This is a genomic window from Algibacillus agarilyticus (assembly GCF_003286125.1).
In the GTDB taxonomy this organism is placed as follows: domain Bacteria; phylum Pseudomonadota; class Gammaproteobacteria; order Enterobacterales; family Alteromonadaceae; genus Algibacillus; species Algibacillus agarilyticus.
The window spans coordinates 83,191-102,401 of sequence record NZ_QMED01000003.1 but is presented as its reverse complement, the minus strand read 5'-3'; the positions used below and the strand labels follow the sequence as shown (position 1 = coordinate 102,401).

General features: G+C 38.3%; 17 protein-coding genes. 13 read left to right on the top strand and 4 right to left on the bottom strand.

Going from position 1 to position 19,211, the window contains the following annotated elements:
* The first annotated feature begins 217 nt into the window (after positions 1-217).
* From purT to DPX34_RS03870, 4 genes are all read left to right on the top strand, one after another.
* Positions 218-1,393 carry a formate-dependent phosphoribosylglycinamide formyltransferase gene (purT, locus tag DPX34_RS03885; RefSeq protein ID WP_111977107.1) on the top strand — a complete coding sequence of 392 codons (1,176 nt, stop codon included), beginning with the start codon at positions 218-220 and terminating at the stop codon, positions 1,391-1,393.
* Between the two features lie 637 nt (positions 1,394-2,030).
* Positions 2,031-3,929 (top strand): methyl-accepting chemotaxis protein, encoded by a 1,899-nt coding sequence (locus DPX34_RS03880; protein WP_111977106.1) that lies wholly within the window; start codon positions 2,031-2,033, stop codon positions 3,927-3,929.
* Positions 3,930-4,022: 93 nt separating this feature from the next.
* Positions 4,023-4,874: a 2OG-Fe(II) oxygenase family protein gene (locus DPX34_RS03875; RefSeq protein WP_111977105.1), complete on the top strand. Its 852-nt coding sequence runs from the start codon at positions 4,023-4,025 to the stop codon at positions 4,872-4,874.
* Entirely contained in the window at positions 4,871-5,143 is a 273-nt protein-coding gene (locus tag DPX34_RS03870; RefSeq protein WP_111977104.1) for a hypothetical protein, read from the top strand. The genes DPX34_RS03875 and DPX34_RS03870 overlap by 4 nt, the downstream gene beginning before the upstream one ends.
* Here the strand turns inward: DPX34_RS03870 and DPX34_RS03865 are convergent.
* Positions 5,140-7,920, bottom strand: coding sequence for an insulinase family protein (locus DPX34_RS03865; RefSeq protein ID WP_111977103.1), 2,781 nt, complete (start codon positions 7,918-7,920; stop codon positions 5,140-5,142). The two genes, DPX34_RS03870 and DPX34_RS03865, sit on opposite strands and share 4 nt — an antisense overlap.
* 461 nt (positions 7,921-8,381) lie before the next feature.
* Between DPX34_RS03865 and sixA the strand changes: the two genes are divergently transcribed.
* Positions 8,382-8,870, top strand: a complete 489-nt coding sequence (sixA, locus tag DPX34_RS03860; protein WP_111977102.1) for a phosphohistidine phosphatase SixA — start codon at positions 8,382-8,384, stop codon at positions 8,868-8,870.
* Positions 8,871-8,941: 71 nt separating this feature from the next.
* On the opposite strand, the gene smrB is transcribed toward sixA, so the two are convergent.
* Positions 8,942-9,484, bottom strand: a complete 543-nt coding sequence (smrB, locus tag DPX34_RS03855; protein WP_111977101.1) for an endonuclease SmrB — start codon at positions 9,482-9,484, stop codon at positions 8,942-8,944.
* A gap of 111 nt (positions 9,485-9,595) precedes the next feature.
* Here smrB and prmB point away from each other — a divergent pair, with 111 nt between their 5' ends.
* From prmB to DPX34_RS03825, 6 genes are all read left to right on the top strand, one after another.
* On the top strand, positions 9,596-10,540 hold the full coding sequence (gene prmB, locus DPX34_RS03850) for a 50S ribosomal protein L3 N(5)-glutamine methyltransferase (RefSeq protein ID WP_111977100.1): 945 nt from the start codon (positions 9,596-9,598) through the stop codon (positions 10,538-10,540).
* Positions 10,541-10,689: 149 nt separating this feature from the next.
* Positions 10,690-11,784 (top strand): chorismate synthase, encoded by a 1,095-nt coding sequence (aroC, locus tag DPX34_RS03845; protein ID WP_111977099.1) that lies wholly within the window; start codon positions 10,690-10,692, stop codon positions 11,782-11,784.
* 482 nt (positions 11,785-12,266) lie between these two features.
* Positions 12,267-13,427 (top strand): MFS transporter, encoded by a 1,161-nt coding sequence (locus DPX34_RS03840; RefSeq protein WP_111977098.1) that lies wholly within the window; start codon positions 12,267-12,269, stop codon positions 13,425-13,427.
* Positions 13,428-13,454: 27 nt separating this feature from the next.
* Positions 13,455-13,739 (top strand): TfoX/Sxy family DNA transformation protein, encoded by a 285-nt coding sequence (locus tag DPX34_RS03835; protein ID WP_111977097.1) that lies wholly within the window; start codon positions 13,455-13,457, stop codon positions 13,737-13,739.
* Between the two features lie 122 nt (positions 13,740-13,861).
* Positions 13,862-14,737, top strand: a complete 876-nt coding sequence (locus DPX34_RS03830; RefSeq protein WP_111977096.1) for a helix-turn-helix domain-containing protein — start codon at positions 13,862-13,864, stop codon at positions 14,735-14,737.
* 93 nt (positions 14,738-14,830) lie between these two features.
* Entirely contained in the window at positions 14,831-15,268 is a 438-nt protein-coding gene (locus tag DPX34_RS03825; RefSeq protein ID WP_111977095.1) for a GNAT family N-acetyltransferase, read from the top strand.
* Between the two features lie 25 nt (positions 15,269-15,293).
* On the opposite strand, the gene DPX34_RS03820 is transcribed toward DPX34_RS03825, so the two are convergent.
* Positions 15,294-16,436 carry a hypothetical protein gene (locus DPX34_RS03820; RefSeq protein ID WP_111977094.1) on the bottom strand — a complete coding sequence of 381 codons (1,143 nt, stop codon included), beginning with the start codon at positions 16,434-16,436 and terminating at the stop codon, positions 15,294-15,296.
* A gap of 31 nt (positions 16,437-16,467) precedes the next feature.
* On the bottom strand, positions 16,468-17,001 hold the full coding sequence (locus tag DPX34_RS03815; protein WP_111977093.1) for a MarR family winged helix-turn-helix transcriptional regulator: 534 nt from the start codon (positions 16,999-17,001) through the stop codon (positions 16,468-16,470).
* Between the two features lie 397 nt (positions 17,002-17,398).
* On the opposite strand from DPX34_RS03815, the gene ectA reads away from it, so the two are divergent.
* A complete protein-coding gene (ectA, locus tag DPX34_RS03810; protein WP_232824640.1) occupies positions 17,399-17,914 on the top strand; it encodes a diaminobutyrate acetyltransferase in 516 nt (171 codons plus the stop codon).
* Complete coding sequence (gene ectB / locus DPX34_RS03805; protein WP_111977091.1) at positions 17,914-19,206, top strand: diaminobutyrate--2-oxoglutarate transaminase; 1,293 nt, start codon at positions 17,914-17,916, stop codon at positions 19,204-19,206. Before ectA ends, ectB begins: the two co-directional genes overlap by 1 nt.
* Positions 19,207-19,211 lie beyond the last annotated feature (5 nt).

The window sequence follows — 19,211 nt, the reverse complement described above, 5'->3', positions numbered from 1 at the left end:
AAACTCCATTTTATTTTAATTATTTCACTATAGTTGCTATCTCATAAATAAGTAGTTGATAAAGTGATATTAATTAATAAATGTTGTCTTGGGTTATCAAAAACGCTGCTGCTGTTTATGGGTGAAATTGTTCTGTTCAAACTTAAAGTTTATATGTATCCATTTTGCAAATTTAGGTATCATAACTTTATAATTATTTATTCAGTTTGGAGTGTTCATGTTAGGTACCGCTTGTTCGACTTCTGCAACGAAAGTGATGATGCTAGGTTGTGGAGAATTAGGCAAAGAAGTCGTTATTGAATTACAGCGTTTAGGTGTTGAAGTTATTGGTGTTGATCGATATGCCAACGCGCCTGCTATGCAAGTGGCTCATCGCGCGTACGTTGTAAACATGCTAGATGGGGCAGCTTTAAGAGCGTTAATTGAAACCGAAAAACCCGATTTAATTGTTCCTGAAATTGAAGCAATTGCAACCGACATGCTCGCCGAACTCGAAACCGAAGGTTTTAATATCATTCCGAGTGCTAAAGCAACCCAACTAACAATGAACCGTGAAGGTATACGTCGTCTTGCTGCCGAAACATTAGCCATACCCACATCACCTTATATTTTTGCGGCGACCTATGATGCGTTTTGTGATGCCATCACTGAAATTGGCCTGCCTTGTGTCGTTAAACCGATAATGAGTTCATCGGGTAAAGGGCAATCGCTGGTTAAAACGTCTGAAGATATTGAACAAGCCTGGCAGTATGCACAAGAGGGGGGCCGAGCAGGGCAAGGTAAAGTGATTGTCGAAGGCTTTGTTGATTTTGATTATGAGATCACGCTGTTAACGATACAAGCGTCTGATGGTATTCATTATTGTCAGCCTATTGGTCATCGTCAAGAAGATGGCGATTATCGAGAATCATGGCAACCTGCTGCCATGTCGGTACAAGCAATAGCGCAAGCTCAACTTGTTGCTAAAAAAGTTGTGAATGCTTTAGGCGGCTATGGTTTATTTGGCGTTGAACTTTTTGTTAAAGGCGATGAGGTCATTTTTAGTGAAGTTTCGCCACGTCCGCATGATACGGGGTTGGTTACCTTGATATCTCAAGATTTATCTGAATTTGCATTACATGCTAGGGCTATTTTGGGTTTACCCATATATTCAATTGAACAGTACGGGCCGAGTGCTTCAGCCGTTATATTACGTGAAGGTGAATCAAATAATATTCGCTATACTGGATTAGATAACGCATTAGCGCAACCACAGACGCAAATAAGACTGTTTGGTAAACCTGAAATTAAGGGGCGTCGTCGTTTAGGTGTGGTGTTAAAACGCAGTGATGCAATTGAACTGGCTATTGAGCAAGCGGTAAAAACAGCAGCTAAAATTGATGTGCATTTTTAATGTAATTGAGCTTAACTTAACATTAACACTGAATAGTTAAATAAAGCTTTTAAAACACGTCATTTGACGTGTTTTTTATTTTGTCATTAAATGAGTTTAAGCTTAAGGTTACGGTTACTAGGGCGTGTTTACCTTTGTCGTATAGATTTTGTTCAATTCCAACGCGTTTTGATCGCGGCATTGGCTTGATGGCATAGTGGTTCTACGTCAAAAGCCAATAACAAAGCGCAAAACGTTTTGGATTGAACCCAAAGGGCAGCGCATTTGCACGATTTCTACTATGTTGCCCCACATGGATGTGGGGTAAGGTGACTTTGCAGGAGCATAAAGTCTTTGCCCCACATGGATGTGGGGTAAGGTGACTTTGCAGGAGCATAAAGTCTTTATCGCTCTTTTATGTAGAATAAACACACCGCAATCGCTCTGCCTTTTATAAATCGTGCAAATACGGCTGCAAAAGCATACACAAAAGATAAACACGCCCTAATTGAGTTAAAAGCCTTTTTTATGAATCTATCTTGGGTTTAAGTCGGTCTATATAGTATAAGTGACTTTACTGTTGCATCACTGTGCTGCGGTATTTTTATGTCACTTGGGGCAGATGAATCATTCTTATTTTGTTTAACAAGGAACTTGTATGGCATTTTTTTCACTCGGCATGAAATTAGCAAATCGATATTCATTTTCAGCGAAGTTCAGTTTAATCGCGATTTTGTTTGCTGTTACCTTAATTTATGCTGGTAGTCATATATATCAGTCTACTTCGCATCGTATCCAAGATTTAAAAATTGAGCAGCATGGTATTGAAGCCATTAATGCGTTAAAAGCCTTATTATATAACGAGCGGGAACTCAATCGGTCGACTTGGCAATCATTCACTGCTTTTTTAACAACTCATGATTTAGTTATTTCGTCGACAGCAACTTCTAATGTGCAAGCCTTTGTAAATAAAGCAACCCCTGAATCCGTATTTGAAGCACTTTTTAGGGTTAATCGTGAGGTTTTAGCCATATCAGGCTTAAAATCAGATGCGGATAAAGAGTCTAATTTTTTAATTGAAATTGCTTTTATCGAACACCCTAAGTTGCAACATCTCGTTAATGTATTAAATAAGCAGGCCAAAGAGACCGTAGCGCAAGGGCGGTTTACCCCGCAAAGTTATTTACTACTGACTGATATACAAAACCAAGTCATGCGGTTAATTGATGAAGTTGAACAAAACATTGATATTGTTAAAAGTGCAAATAATCAAATCGCTTCTCGTTTGAGGCTACCTACCGAGACGATTAAAAAATACACTGAGTTTGTTAAAAGCGATATTCTTGATCCCGATACGATCAATGTATCGAGTCAAAACTTACAAAATCGAATTGATGACGCGGATAAAGCGTTACAAACGATATTAGCGTTAGCTCAAGAACGGATTATCAATAAGATTGAGGTGCGCTTGACGGCCCAACAAAATACGCAATATTTTGCAGTCATATTGTTTATCTTTTTAGGTGTTTTTGCTTTTTATTCGTTAGCGAGTATTGCTTATTCAATTCGTAAAAATGTCGATCAAGTCAGTGCTTATAGCCTATTAGTGGCAGAAGGGAATTTGAGTGTCACGTTAGATATTCAATCTAAAGATTCTCTAGGTGAAATAGGCACTCACCTTAACGAAATAGCAGAACAGCTAAATCAGAAAATTTTACGCATTAACTCAGCTAACCAACATATTCAAAGTGCATCGGATGCGGTAGAAAAAAGCGTGCAAGCTTCATTAACGGATGTTGAAAATCAGCAAGAACAAACCGCTTTAGTGGCTTCTGCGACTCAACAAATGGCCTCGACCGTGGCAGAAGTGGCGAATAATGCAGAAACGGCGTCGCATGCGACAAGCCAAGCCGGTGACGCTGCGCATAAAGGGCGTGATTTTGTATTTGAAACTATTAATAAAATAGATTCGCTAGCGAAAGATGTAAGCAATGCCAGTGATACGATAAATCATTTACAGTCTGAGGTATTGAAAATTTCTTCGGTACTGGAAGTTATAACCAGTATTGCCGATCAAACTAATTTACTGGCATTAAACGCCGCTATTGAAGCGGCTAGAGCGGGTGAACATGGTCGAGGTTTTTCGGTTGTGGCCGAAGAAGTGAGATCGTTAGCTCAGAAAACACAATCATCGACAGAAGAAATTAACACCATGATTAAAGCATTGCAGCAAGGTGCGACCGATTCTGTTAATGTCATGGATCAAAGCCAAAAAGGTGCACAAGAAGCGGTTGATATGATTGTGCAAGCCGGTGAGATGTTGGATCACATTCAAAAGTCGATTGAACAAATTAATGAACAAAATGCTCAAGTGGCCACCGCCACTGAAGAGCAAAGTATGGTTGCAAAAGATATTAACCAGAGTTCACTCAATTTAAAAACCGCAACCGATCAAATAACGCACTGCATACAAATGATTGTTGAGGTTAATAAAGGCTTAGTTAATGATGCGGGTGAATTAGATGCATTAGTGGGCGAGTTTAAACTTAAATCTTGATGAATAATGCGTTTTTGATGGTAGTCGACCCTATAACAAAAGCTGTGTTACTATTTACCTCATGTTTATAATAACCGATATTTAAGGCTTTAAGTGGCTGTAAAAACCGTTGATTATCGCTCAAAAAATGCCCCCGAATTGTTTACGCAATCTTTGCACGAAACTGGCTTTGGCGTATTGATAAATCATCCTATTCCGCAAGCACATGTCGCTGCCATTTATCAGCATTGGCAGGCTTTTTTTAATAGTGAGCATAAACACGATTTTGAATACGATCGCAGCAACTATGATGGCTACTTTTCACTCGCACAAGCTGAATCAGCTAAAGGTCAAACGGTTGCCGATATTAAAGAGTATTACCATGTTTACCCTTGGGGGCGTATACCGACTGCTTTAAAAAATGAAATACTGGCGTATTACGATCTGGCTTCGTCATTAGCGGCAGAATTACTTTCTTGGGTTGAAAGGTACACGCCTGATCATATCAAACGTGCTTATTCAGAACCTTTACCGAGTATGATAGCTGATACGCCTAATACCTTGTTACGTGTTTTACATTATCCCCCCTTACAACCGAATGATTTTGCTAATGTAAAAGCTGGAGCTGTTAGAGCCGCCGCTCATGAAGACATTAACTTATTAACTATTTTACCCGCAGCAACTGAACCCGGTTTACAAGTTAAAGATAAACAAGGCCAGTGGTGCGATGTGCCTAATGATTTTGGTAGTTTGGTCATTAATATTGGTGATATGTTACAAGAAGCTTCACAAGGTTATTATCCTTCGACAAGTCATCGTGTTGTTAATCCGGTTGAACTTGCTAATAAATCACGTGTGTCGCTACCCTTATTTTTACATCCGCGCAGCGAGGTGGTGTTATCCGATCGTTATACACAAGCGTCTTATTTAGCTGAGCGCTTGGCCGAGTTGGCCAATAAAAAATGAATAAATTTGTTAAACAGGTTTTGTTGGCGCTTTTAATTGTCGCGGTGATTTTTTTTGCAGCATGGCTCGTTAGATTATTAATGAATGAAGGCGCTTTTTTATTTAAAAGTTCGACAGGTAGTCAATCGCCTTTAACCAGTCCGTTTACTTGGATTTTTGTTGTGTTGGGTGTGGTTTGGGGCGTATCAGCTAAGTTATACAAAAGAGGAGCGGAAAAACGTTTTGAACGCTCTTTAAAGGCAAGCCTTAAAAAACGTTCAAAAGATTAAAACTCGAACGCTTGAGCAGATTGTTGAAATGCGGCAATGCTTTCTATCGTCGATACGTTAGCGTTGTCTTGGTTGAGTGGAGCAGAACTAATAACTAACCTGGTTTGTTGTGAGTGATTAACGAGTTGGTTAACCATAAAGTCATACAGTGTCGAAAATTCAATATTCAAGATGCTTTTCGCTATTTGCTGTTTTTTTATAAACGTTTCATCTTTTAAGCCTATTGCTAACCAAAAGCGTTGTGCCGTTACGCGCATACTTGTGTCTTTATCTAACAACTGTTGAGCTAACCCTTGCTTAATATGATCAAAAAGCTCAGCTCCCATTTCTGTCAGTTGCTCGGGTAACTCAACAAAAAAGGCATCTATAGCCTGCAAGATATCTTGCGGCTCTGTGGTACTGGATTGCACATAAGTTATTAAACCCGGTAATTGATTGATTGGCATATAACTTGTGCCCAGCATATAACCGATTTGTTGCTCTGTACGTAACGAATGAAAAAAGGCCTGTGAGATAATTTGATTCGCTAAGGTAAATAACGCGGTTGATTCTAGGCTATCATCGGTTGCTTGGTAATACGTAATAAGACAGTGTTCACTTTTAACGGGTGCGACTAAATGCTGTTGCTCGTGCTGATTTAAAATATAAACTTGGCGGGCAATCTCATCTGTGGCTTGAGCTTGAGCTATAAATGTTTTAAGTGTTGCGGCGATGTTGTCAGCACATTGCAATGAAAAGTCACCATAAGCGAGTGCTTCAATACAAACTTTACTAAATAGCGTTTCACTGAAATGCTGAAATTCAGTTAATGAGACAGATTCTAATGAGTCTGCCATATCAATAACCGAGTACTGATTATTTTGCAACAAGTTATTAAGCTGGTTAAATAACATGGATATAGGTTTACCCTTGTTACTATTACGCCAACTTTGTTGTAACTGGTGTTTAACTTCATCAAAGCGTGCCTGACACAGCGTAAAGTGATTAAGCGAATCTAATATATTGTTAAGGAGTATTAATTGTTTATCTGAAAAACCGGATATGTGCAGAGTTAAACCGGTTTGGTGAGGATAAATATGATAACTGACACCCGCCGTTGCGGCTGCATAAAATTGGGTTTCTATTTTATCTAAAAACAATTCAATAAATAAACGTGTGTACGCATTTTTAGAAAGGCTACCTTGACTATTCTCTAAATCAAATGATACATAAATATGCCCTTTAGGCATCGTATATAAAGTATCTTGCTTGTACCAAAATTTAAGCCCATGTTCATGGATAAAATGTTCTGGATGAGCTGACGATTGTGCCTCTGCTATAAAAGGCGTCACTCTATCGGCGACATAAGGGTTAGCTTGCGGTAATGTGAATTGATATTGTTTTAATGCGCCTAAGCTTATTGGTTGCCATTTTATGTATTGTTGCTTTGAGAAGGGGGTAATTGTATAAGGCGTGTTATACCAAGGGCTAACCGTGCAATTTGGCTCAAGCGATTCATGTGATAATTGTACCAACCGCATATTTTGTGGGGTTAATAAGTCGAAATGTGCGGTTAACCAGTCTTTATCTAGCCCGGTCATTAAATAATCACTGATCAATAAATCTTGAGTGGGTATTGTGTGCATTTTTAAAGCGAGGTGGCTCACAATATCAAGTAATTTAGCTTGCTCTTGATATTCAAATGCAAGTTTAGCGAGTCGTTGTTTCTCGCTATAGATGAATTCGCAAATGGGCTGATGTTTTAAATATTGGATATAGGCAAATGCGGCCTTAACGAGTGTGTCTAAATTAGATTTGCCAGACTCTGTTAATTGTAAACTGATATTGAAATCTTTGAAATTTGAACCGTCAATGCCCCCGCCGGCCGATAAACCATTAATATAGCCTTTTTCACGTAAGCAATTAAATAAACTACCTTCATCTTCTCGTCCGAGCATATAACTTAAATAAGCAATACTTTTATCATGATAACGATCATCCATTGCGCCAAAGGCAAAAGAGAGCATGATTTGATTGGTTTCTCGACGAGTTTGGACTTGGATATGTTGACCTAAATGCGATGCTAAATAGAGCGGCTCGGTGAGTGGGGTTTTAGATTGGGTTGTTGGTTTTATCGCTGCAAAATAGTGTGTTGCCAGTGTGTGTAATTGAGGCAATGAATGTGGCCCCGCTAACACAAGGGTCATATTACCGGCAGTATAGTGTGTTTTAAAAAAATGCTGTAAACGCTGTTTTAAAGACAAGTTAGGTTTATCGACGAGCGTTGATAAATTACCCACTGAAAACTGACTAAATGGGTGCCGAGGGTTACACGTTTCTTTATGAACCTCATATAAACGGCGTAATTCGTCTTTACGTTTTAATTCAAATTCTGACTCGATAGCGTGACGTTCTTTATCGATGTAATGTTGTGAGAAAAGAGGGCAAATAAAAAGCTGACTAAAATACGCGAGCGCTGTTTCAAAAGCGTTAGCATCGATATCAAGGTAAAAATTGGTATGCTGACTAGATGTCCAAGCGTTATTATGACCGCTGTGCTGATTAATGAGTTTTTGATATTCATCGGCTTCTGGGTAAGACTCTGTACCTAAAAATAACATGTGCTCCATAAAATGCGCTAAGCCTGCACAATCTTTCGGATCATCAAAATGTCCAGCATTCACTACAAGTGAAGCCGCACCTTTACTACTTTGAACATCATGTATCAGTAAAATACGTAAGCCATTTTTTAACGTTAACGATTGATACTCTCTATGGTCGTTTGGGCTTTTGATCATTTTGTTGTTATCTCTTTTTTCGTTAAGCGCACTGTTGACCCCAAGTTATTTTGTATACCCAAATGACTTAACCCATTTATCGACTAGTGAAAAATTTTTGCCTAAATCATTTAACATCTGGTTTATACCAGAACGAATATTTATCAGTTTAGTTTAAGTTACAGCATAATTCTCTATTTGACGTATTTTGTTAGTATCGGCAAATGTTATAAAAACTTTTAAATAATGACCAGAAATTAACATAAAAAAAACATAATTTAATTTGTTATTGTGACTATGTGAGGGGTTTTGAAAGTTAGGAATCTAGCGGTATATCATATAGGTTTTAAGTATCACATTTAGATTTTAAAGCGTTTTTTTTACTATGATTTTAAATGTGTATGATTTAACTTAAATACCTCAATAGTATTCTATACTCATAATTAATATTATGAGAATTCTAACATTTTAGGTTAAACAATATGCAGCTTGTTATTGTTCGACACGGCGAAGCCGGGCCTTATAAACTCGATGATGAAACACGTGAGTTAACACCTAATGGTGTAGATGAAGTATCAACTGTTTCTAAATGGTTGTTGGAACAACATTTTGGACATTTTGACGTTGCACTGGTGAGCCCGTTTATCCGAGCACAACAAACGTGGGCGACTATGTTGAACGCAAAAGTAGGTGCAAATGTTGTGCACTCTCTGAGTGAATTAACGCCTGATGCGGCTCCCGATATTGCGGAGGCTATTATTCGCGCTTATGCCGATGGTGCTAAAACGGTGGTTGTGGTGTCTCATTTGCCTTTAGTGAGTTTTTTAGTTGAATGCTTCACAACAGATTACGGGCCTATTTTTTCTACTGGCGGTTGCTCGGTGATTGAATTAGCCGATTGGGACAGTAAAGGCGATGTCATTGCTTTTACGTCGCCTGCTCAAATTTATCATGCGGCACAAGCATCATAAAGCGTTTTCAGTGTTAATTTGGTTAGCGACGAAAGGTTTTAATTGTAGCGGTTTCGTCGCATTTGGCCGGTTTAAAAAAATGCTTCTTCTTCGCCTAAATCTACAAGCGCTAAAATAGCCCCTTTACCCCCAAATTCTAAAGGTGCTTGATGAAATGCTGCTATTTTAGGGTGCTGTACTAGCCAATGAGGTATTTTATTTTTTAACACCCCGCTGCCAATTCCGTGCACTATACATATGCACCGGCAATGTTCTTTTTGGGCCACATGAATGAGTTCAGCGAGTTCTAATTTTGCATTTTCACGTGTCATGCCATGCATATCTGCAATCAAGTTGGGTTGAAAATCACCTCGCCGTAAACGCTTTGCCAAGTCGTTGGCAAAACCTGCTTGTACGTATTTTAACGCACTGTCGGAATCAATCGCAGGTTCAAAGGTATCGGAAAAATAAAAAGTTGCTTCGCGAGTAGCGTGCTTTTCTATATCTAATGCTATTTTCTGCTTGTTCCTAACGGTTTCTGGTTGTATCTTGTCTTGCTTAATTTGACGCATTCCACCCATCTCTTGGCGGAATAGATCCATATCGCTGTCGTCATTCGTATATTTAGAACTCATAGTCGTTGTGATCGTATTTTACTGGGCTGAAAATTAACATTCGTTAATTTAATAAGCCGACTATTATATCGGAATCACTCACTATTATCTGCAATTAAAGCTGAATACCAAATGTTAAATCAAAACCAGTGTCAAGAAGCTGTCAGTGAACTATCAACTTTATTTGATATGGTTCGTTGGCTTGTATCGCGTTTTAATGAAAATGATGTGTTTTTCGGTCACGGAACCGATAACGCATGGGACGAAGCCTTCTCGCTTGTTTGCTTTGCCGTAAATTTACCTGTTGACGGTGGCAAAGATTTATATCCCGCACGCTTAACACAATCTGAACGCCAAACCATTGTTGATATGGCCTTGAGTCGTATTAATGATAAAACACCGCTTGCTTACCTAACTAAACAAGCTTGGTATTGTGGTTTGTCTTTTTATGTCGATGAGCGTGTATTGGTGCCTCGCTCGCCACTCGCTGAATTAATTGAAAAACAATTTTCACCTTGGGTCGACACGACTAAGGTACATCGAGCTCTCGACTTATGTACCGGTTCGGGTTGTATTGCTATCGCCATGGCTTATGCGTTACCTCATGCAGAAGTTGATGCCGTGGATATATCCATTGACGCTTTAAATGTAGCTGAAATCAATATTGATAACCATAATATGTATGAGCAAGTTATTCCTATTCAGTCGGATGTATTTGATGGTTTACAAGGTCAAAAATATGATCTTATTGTGAGTAATCCGCCGTATGTTGATCAAGAAGATATGGATAGTTTACCCGATGAGTTTGGTCGTGAACCTGAACTTGGGTTAGCCGCAGGATTAGATGGTTTAGATATTGTTCGCAGAATGTTAGTGCAGGCGTCTGATCATTTACATGACGGTGGCGTTTTAATTGTTGAAGTGGGTAACTCACAAGTTCATATGCCGATTGCTTATCCTGATGTTCCTTTTACGTGGTTAAGTTTTGAAAATGGCGGTGATGGCGTTTTCTTAATCACAAAAGAAGAATTGATCCAATATAAAGATGCGATTGCACAGGCCTATTTACCTCAGTAATTGAGGTGTTTTTGAGCATTTAAATTTAAACACACAACGCTGTTTTGATAGTTATTTATCTTAACAGATTGAATTATGACCTTAATTATAGCCAGGCTTGAGATCTGGTGATTAAAGGTAATTATATAAATAGACAGGGGTAGAGTAACGTGTCAGGTAATACAATTGGCAAAATTTTTACAGTAACTACATTTGGCGAAAGCCATGGCCGCGCGTTAGGGTGTATCGTTGATGGCTGTCCTCCTGGTGTTGAAATCACCGAAGAAGAAATTCAAATAGAGTTAGATCGTCGTAAACCGGGCACGTCTCGTTACACAACGCAACGACGTGAACCTGATCAAGTTAAAATTTTATCGGGTGTGTTTGAAGGTCAAACGACGGGCACGACGATTGGTATGGTTATTGAAAATACGGATCAGCGTTCAAAAGATTATTCAAAAATTAAAGATACCTTTAGACCTGGTCATGCGGATTATACTTACCATCATAAATATGGCATTCGTGATTATCGGGGTGGCGGACGCTCAAGTGCACGTGAAACGGCCATGCGTGTTGCGGCCGGTGCAATAGCTAAAAAATTCTTGATGCAAAAATATGGCATCGAAATAAAAGGTTACTTGTCGCAATTAGGTCCTATTAAGGCTGAAACCGTTGATTTTTCACAAGTGAGTGAAAACCCATTTTTCTTTCCTGATGCTAGCAAATTAGAAGCGCTTGATACGTACATGCGCGATTTAATAAAAGCCGGTGATTCAATTGGCGCTAAAGTCACCGTCGTGGCGACTCAAGTTCCTGTTGGTTTAGGTGAGCCTGTATTTGATCGACTCGATGCTGAAATTGCCTATGCATTAATGAGTATTAATGCCGTTAAAGGGGTTGAGGTTGGCGCTGGCTTTGAATCGGTAACACAAAAAGGCTCTGAACACCGTGACATTATGACACCACAAGGCTTTTTATCTAATAACGCGGGTGGTGTGTTAGGCGGTATTTCAAGTGGCCAAGATATTATCGCGAGTATCGCGATGAAACCGACTTCAAGTATAACGGTACCGGGTGAAACAATTGATATTAATGGTGAGTCAACAGAAGTTATCACTAAAGGGCGACATGATCCGTGTGTGGGGATCCGTGCCGTTCCCATTGCTGAAAGCATGTTGGCGATTGTATTAATGGATCATGTGTTACGACATCGCGCTCAAAATGCCGATGTGAGTGTGAGCACGCCAGATATTAGCAAAGTTTAAAAACAAGCTAACACTAAGTAACCTGAGCTTTGACTGTAGCTTGCTTGCTAGGGCGTGTTTATCTTTTGTGTATGCTTTTGCAGCCGTATTTTCACGATTTATACAAGGCAGAGCGATTGCGGTGTAGTCATTCTACATAAAAGAGCGATAAAGACTTTATGCTCCTGCAAAGTCACCTTACCCCACATCCATGTGGGGCAACATAGTAGAAATAGTGCAAATGCGCTGCCCTTTGGGTTCAATCCAAAACGCTTTGCTCTTTGTTATTGGCTTTTGACGTAGAACCACTATGCCATCAAGCCAATGCCGCGATCAAAACGCTTTGGAATTGAACAAAATCGATACGACAAAGATAAACACGCCCTAGCGCTCAGGTTAAGTCAGCTTTTGCTCTTTGTTATTAAAGTAAAGCCAATTTAAAAGCCGATTAAATGCTTAATTAACGTTAAGCATCGCTAATCGGCTTTTTTGTTAGAGAAAATATGAATTCATTATTTGGCCGTTTATCACAAACCTATTTTTCATACTTTGCTATTTTAGGTGTTGTGGCTCATTATTTTGGTTTATACCTAAATCAATTGGGTTTGGCTCCGATTGTCGTTGGTGCGCTTTTAGCGATGATGACACTAGGTCGGATCATTGGACCGTTTTTATGGGCCAGTATCGCTGATAAACAACAAAACAAACGTAAAATAATTCAAATGGGCGCACTTTGTGCCCTGATATTTTATTTACCCTTAATGTTTAGTCATCATATTGCCGTCTTGATTATCAGTTTGTTTGGTTTTACGTTATTTTGGACCGCCATTTTACCGCAATTAGAATCAATCACGCATGCTGCTTATAAAGGTAGGGCTAATTTATACAGTCGAACTCGGGTTTGGGGCAGTATCAGTTTTACTATTTTGGTCGTGCTTTCTGGTTCTTCCTTCGAGTTAATTGGGGTTCCACGATCGGTTGAATGGATCACATCCCTTTTATTAACTTTGCTCTTTTTAAGCACTTTGCGTTTACCACCAGAACGAGTCAGTAAAGCGGCAACGCTTGCCGTTCAAACTAAAATATTACCGCGTTTACGTGAAAAACCCATCTTATTATTTTTACTATCTTGTTTTTTATTACAGCTAAGTTTTGCTGCGTATTATGGTTTTTTCTCGATATATTTAATCGAACGAGGCTTTACTGGCTTTGAGATTGGCTTTTTAATTGCGGTGGGAGTTATTTGCGAAATTGTTTTATTTATTAAAGCCGGTCACTTAATTACGCAATACGCTTTGCGGTTTATTTTTGTAATATGCTATGTGTTGACCGCGTTTAGATGGCTTATTATTGGCCAATTTTCTGATTCCTTCATGCTATTGGTTATGGCGCAATCTATACATGCTTTGAGTTATGGTTTACATCATATTGCCGCTCAAAAATTTATTCGCCAAACGTTTAATGCTAATCAGCAAAGCCGTGGCCAAGCCCTTTATATGGCGTTAACTTATGGCGCTGGCGGTGCAATCGGTAGCCTAATTGTTGGCGCAATGTGGAACAATTACGCCGAGATTACATTTATATTAGCTGCGATTTTAAGTGTGTTTGCTGCTTTCTTAAGCTACTTTATAGAGCCGAATAAAACGGATGAACCTTGTTATTAAGAAAATAGCATTAAATGGACAATAAAAATGGCTAAAAATAGTAAACCAAAACAAATCCGAGATTTAAAAGGCTTTGGCCCGCGCAGTGAAGAAATATTTGCTGAAATAGGCATTTATTCAGTGGATGATTTCATGGCAATTGATCCATTTCAATTATATAAGCGACTTAAAGCAGAAGTAAAAGGGACGGGATTAAACTCTATTTATGCCATTATAGGAGCTCGAGAAAACAAACATTGGCAAGAAATTGCTCGAACACAAAAAGCTGATATTTTGTATAAACTTGATGACATGGGATTAGCACCAAAATAAACGATTATGAATAATTGGAAATTAACACCTTACAGTCGTGTGCTGAAATACTATATTGAGAGTTACTGGTTTATGCAAAAGTCTAAACTCTATTTATGGGATTAGCACCAAAATAAACGATTATGAATAATTGGAAATTAACACCTCACAATAGTGTGCTTAAGCACTTTATAGAGTGTTACTGGTTTATACAAAAGTCGGTCGCCGATAACATTCATACTCATCCAAAGTTAAACCCTGATCCACACCCACATTTAATTCTTTGTGAATCTAAACAGGCTTACGATTATTCAACTGAAGCAATGAATTTGAGCGGTCGAGCTTGTCATCTTATTTTGCCACATACTAAAACCTTCGTGATTGATCACACGAACCCCTTTAGCCTATTAGGGATAAAATTTAAACCCCATGCATTATACGTGTTAAGAACGCTATTTGGTTTTACCTTGGTACCTGGTGCTAATAATGTGTTACCAATTGATACTGCAGTGCTTTTATCATTAACAAATAACGCGTTAAAACACATACTGGCTTTAGCGATAATAGAACCCGCGCAAGTATGTGAAACAATGGATGAGGTATTGCTCAATTTTTTACAAAAAGATCCGGACGACTTTAAGGACAAGCATTGGCATTTAGTTGACGCTGTTTTATCAATTATGTCTGAGTCACTTGAAAGTCACTCACAAACGGTTTTTTTGCTTAATGATGTACATAAACAATTAAATTGTTCACAGCGAACGATTGAACGTAGTTTTTTACGTGTAACAGGTTTAACCCTTAAGCAATATCAATCAATGCAACGCTTAGAGAAAATACTCAATTACTTGTATTTATGTGATGAAAAACAGATTAATTGGGCTAATATCGCAAGTGAATTTGACTTCAGTGATCAGCCCCATTTAATCCGCTATTTAAAACAAAATTTAGGAATGACGCCAGGCGAATATACTTTAAAACGCGATTTAACCATTGATGTTTACGGCAATTTTGCTTGAATTTAATTTTGTCGTTTTTATACAATCATCAGATTCTCGATACCGCTAAACTAAATTATATAAAATTTATCATTTAAAATTTAGGACGACTTTATGGATTATATAATTAGACCCTACAAATTGAGCGATCTGGCTGATCTAATGGTAACTTGGGAACAAGCTAATCAATTAGCGCATCCGTTTTTAGATCAACAATATATTGATCAAGTTAAGCAAGATATTCCCGCTATATATTTGCCCAATGCTGACACTTGGGTTGCTGAAGTGAACAATACCGTTATTGGTTTTATTGCTTTAATCGGTGCGCAAGTTGGCGCTTTATTTGTATTACCTGAACATCATGGCAAAAAAGTCGGTAAAGCCTTGATGGATAAAGCTCAATTTCTGCACGGAGATTTAACCGTTGAAGTATTTAAAGATAATAGCATTGGTAATCATTTTTACAATCGATATGGTTTTACGTTAAGTGAAGAGCAGCTTCATAACCCCACAGGTGAAAAAGTGCTGTTGTTGGCGTATAGCGGAAAATAAGCCGTATTAAATTTTTCAAGTCAGTCTACGGTTGTTCTCGCCGCTGGTGATCCCAATCAGAGAAGCTTTGCGGTAGATAAATATAATCTTCATCGATAATTGCTTGATAGTCATTGTCGGTGAGGGTTGTGCAAACGTCTTCGCTTTCTTTTTTGAGCAGCTTTTGCAGAATATTAACGGGTTGAGTGTTACCCGTTTCTACCATTCTATATTGGTAAAAATAGGATGTTAATAAAAAGGCACTATTGTACAAACTTCTTCTTTCAGCATCTGAAATATTCCATAATTGATTAGCGGTTAATAAATCACCTATTTCTTTAGCGGGTTGGTGTATCGTGTCGAGTTGTAAATTAAATGAATAGGATTTTTCTGTTAGCATAATTTTTTCGAAATATTCAGCTAAGCCTTCATTCAGCCATCGAGCAATAAAACCGGCAAAAAACAAATTCAGTGTATGAACTGATTCATGCAAGGCCGTTTTCATGACTTGATTATCATTTTTGTATTCAACAAAAGCCATATTAGTGGCTGACCAAAATAAACCTTGGCTATATTTACCGTCGATCGATAAGGTTTCTAAGGTATCAGCATACTGTTCTCGACTCGGTATTATAATTAAGTTTATTTCTTGCTTTTCCAACAAATAAAAGCCAAATACATCTTGATAAATAGTCATTATTTTAGATATTTTTTGTTTATAGTCAGACCAAAACCCAGTGGGCATAGCAGGGGATAACACTTTAATTGTTAAATATTTATTGAGGGTAAATTGTTTTTTATAAAATCGCGCTTGAGGATCATTTTGGAGCAAAAAGAGGACATCATTTACCCGAGTTAATGCATCTTCATCGATAGGGATTTGGCATTCATTATGCGCTTGTTGTAACGTCATTTTAGTTGGGTCGTTAGTGACTCGCACTACAGGTGGATTAATTTGTTTGATTGGGGCTGGTTGATATTCGATATTATTCAGAAGGGGTTCACAACAGGGTATTTTAGTTAAAGTTTCGTTTGATGCTTTAACTTGTGTGTTACTTTCAACTTCTACTTTATTGACGTTTTGATCAGACGCTAGACCCGCATAAAAAGTATGTGTCGCAAAAATGAGTGTTAAAATAAAAACGAGCTTAACCATTCTATTTTGATATGTTTGTTTTTTGTCCGACATTTTATGACCTGATCATGCGGTGCATTAATTGCTATTCGGTTATTAAAGGTTGGTTTTTTTCTGCTGTCGCCTCACTGTTGTCGACTGTGGTGCTTTGTCGATCAAGTGTGCCAATATCGAGTACCGGTGAAGCATCAATATGCTGAGCATCCATCATTTTAGCGATACGTTGCAATGACGAAATAATCATTGTTTGTTCCCATTCTTGTAGGTCACTAAACTGGCGAGCAAAATGATCTTGTAAAGGGATCGGAGCCCCTTTTAATACGCCAAGCGCGGATTCGGTTAAACAAGCATGTACTTTGCGTTTATCTTCTTGTGATCTGACACGGTAAACAAAGCCGCGTTTTTCAAGTCTGTCGATTATTGTCGTGACAGTGGCTTGACTGAGACTCATTTCATTCGCTATTTCACCAATCGTTACATCACCTTTAGTTTTAATGGTTTGTAATAACAATATTTGAGGTGCGGTTAAACCTGTTGTTTTAGCTAAATGCTTTGAGTGTAAATCGGTGGCTCTAATCACGCGTCTTAGTGCAATTAATACTTGTTCAATGCTATTCAAAGTCGACTCTCTTGTTACGATTAAACTACATTATAAGCTGATTGTTTAGAAGACTAAAGAATTAATATTAACTAATGTTTGACTAATAATGATGATGCTGTTGAAAGTAATACATTTTCTCATTTTTTCAGTCTGTTTTATAAGCGGTTTCTAAATTGATACAGCCCTTGTTACACTTGAATCCCGTATGTTAAATATTTATTAATCAACGCCTGTTAAGGGGTGGGCGTGTGTCTGGCGGTTGATCTGAAATATATTTAGTGTACTATATATAGTGTTCGAAGTAATTTTTATGCGTTTAATTGAATTTTTATTCATTTTTGGTGTTTTAACTACCTTAAAAGCGCGTTTGATTTTCTTAGTGAACTAATTAATTTAAACTGCAATGGAGCTATATTTGCTTTCGTCTCAACCTATTAAATTTAGAAAGCCGGTACTGACAGACGGCATGTCTGTGTACCAGTTAATACAATCTTGTCCGCCGCTTGATACGAATTCAAGTTATTGTAATTTTCTCCAGTGTGGACATTTCTCAAGCACATCAGTTGCTGCCGAACGAGATGGTGAGTTAGTGGGGTTCATTTCTGGTTACATTGTGCCAGAAAGACCAGACACCCTGTTTATTTGGCAAGTTGCCGTTGATAAACAAGCTCGTGGTTTAGGGTTAGCATCTAAAATGCTAACACAACTATTAAATCGTGATATCTGTAACAACATACACTTTTTAGAAACCACAATCACTGAAGATAATCTCCCGTCTTGGAATTTGTTTAAACGTTTAGCCAAACACATTGACGCAGAACTCCAATCTGCTGTTTGGCTTGATAAGCAAATTCATTTTAACGACCAACATGATTCTGAATCATTGGTTCGCCTCGGCCCATTTAACCTTGAAGTAACAAGAGACTTATAATGAAAATTTTTGATAAAATCGAATCTGAAGTACAAAGCTATGCCCGTTCTTTTCCATGTGTTTTTAATCGCGCTAAAGGCGAGTTTATGTGGGACGAGGAAGGTAAACAATATTTAGACTTTTTAGCCGGTGCGGGTACCTTAAATTACGGCCATAATAATCCACTCTTTAAAGAAGCATTAATTCAATATATTACTGAAGATGGCATTACGCATGGTTTAGATATGCACACTAAAGCTAAAAAAGAGTTCTTAGAAGCATTTAACGACCATATTCTTAAGCCAAGAGGCATGGAATATATGGTGCAATTTACCGGGCCAACCGGGACAAATGCCGTAGAAGCAGCAATGAAAATTGCCCGAAATGTAACGGGTCAACAAAACATTGTGACGTTCACTAATGGCTTTCATGGCGTTAGTTTAGGTGCATTAGCCGCTACCGGTAATTCGCATCACCGTGATGCTGCGGGCGTTAGTTTAACCGGTACACACCGTATGCCTTATGATGGATATCTAGGGGATAACATTGATACAACGGAATATTTAGATAAAGTATTGTCTGATTCAAGCAGTGGTATCAATTCGCCGGCTGCTGTTATTGTAGAGACGGTACAAGGCGAGGGCGGGATCAATGCAGCCAGTATCGAATGGCTTAAGAACTTACAAACGGTTTGCCGCAAGCATAAAATTTTATTAATCGTGGATGATATCCAAGCGGGTTGTGGTCGTACTGGTGATTATTTCAGTTTTGAAGAAGCCGGTATTGAGCCTGATATTATTACGTTGTCAAAATCATTGGGCGGTTACGGTTTACCTTTTGCGGTTGTATTAATGAAACCTGAACTTGATACTTGGAAACCAGGTGAACATAACGGTACATTCCGTGGTAATAACTTAGCGTTTGTCACCGCAAAAGAAGCGATTGAACATTACTGGACCAATGACGAATTCTCAAAAGAAATCAAACGTAAAGGTCAATATATTTCTGACCGCTTAAATAGCATTGTTAATGAATACGGCGAAGGTAATTTTACGGCAAAAGGGCGCGGTATGTTCCAAGGCATCAACTGTGTTAATGGTGATATAGCGGGCCAAATTACACGTACTGCTTTCAAAAAAGGTTTACTGATTGAAACCAGTGGTGCCGATGATCATGTTGTTAAGTTTTTATGCCCATTAGTGATTAGTGATGAAAACTTAAAGAAAGGCATCGATATTGTTGAAGACGTTATTAAAGAAGTGTGTGCCAAAGAGTCTATTCCTGAAGAAGATGTTTATTTTGAAGCAAGCTAATTAGC

Bases quoted from the DNA above. Each gene is read 5' to 3' on its own strand.
- purT (WP_111977107.1), top strand. From the start codon at position 218: ATGTTAGGTACCGCTTGTTCGACTTCTGCAACGAAAGTGATGATGCTA.
- DPX34_RS03880 (WP_111977106.1), top strand. From the start codon at position 2,031: ATGGCATTTTTTTCACTCGGCATGAAATTAGCAAATCGATATTCATTT.
- DPX34_RS03870 (WP_111977104.1), top strand. From the start codon at position 4,871: ATGAATAAATTTGTTAAACAGGTTTTGTTGGCGCTTTTAATTGTCGCG.
- DPX34_RS03865 (WP_111977103.1), bottom strand. From the start codon at position 7,920: ATGATCAAAAGCCCAAACGACCATAGAGAGTATCAATCGTTAACGTTA.
- sixA (WP_111977102.1), top strand. From the start codon at position 8,382: ATGCAGCTTGTTATTGTTCGACACGGCGAAGCCGGGCCTTATAAACTC.
- smrB (WP_111977101.1), bottom strand. From the start codon at position 9,484: ATGAGTTCTAAATATACGAATGACGACAGCGATATGGATCTATTCCGC.
- prmB (WP_111977100.1), top strand. From the start codon at position 9,596: ATGTTAAATCAAAACCAGTGTCAAGAAGCTGTCAGTGAACTATCAACT.
- DPX34_RS03840 (WP_111977098.1), top strand. From the start codon at position 12,267: ATGAATTCATTATTTGGCCGTTTATCACAAACCTATTTTTCATACTTT.
- DPX34_RS03835 (WP_111977097.1), top strand. From the start codon at position 13,455: ATGGCTAAAAATAGTAAACCAAAACAAATCCGAGATTTAAAAGGCTTT.
- DPX34_RS03830 (WP_111977096.1), top strand. From the start codon at position 13,862: ATGAATAATTGGAAATTAACACCTCACAATAGTGTGCTTAAGCACTTT.
- DPX34_RS03825 (WP_111977095.1), top strand. From the start codon at position 14,831: ATGGATTATATAATTAGACCCTACAAATTGAGCGATCTGGCTGATCTA.
- DPX34_RS03820 (WP_111977094.1), bottom strand. From the start codon at position 16,436: ATGTCGGACAAAAAACAAACATATCAAAATAGAATGGTTAAGCTCGTT.
- ectB (WP_111977091.1), top strand. From the start codon at position 17,914: ATGAAAATTTTTGATAAAATCGAATCTGAAGTACAAAGCTATGCCCGT.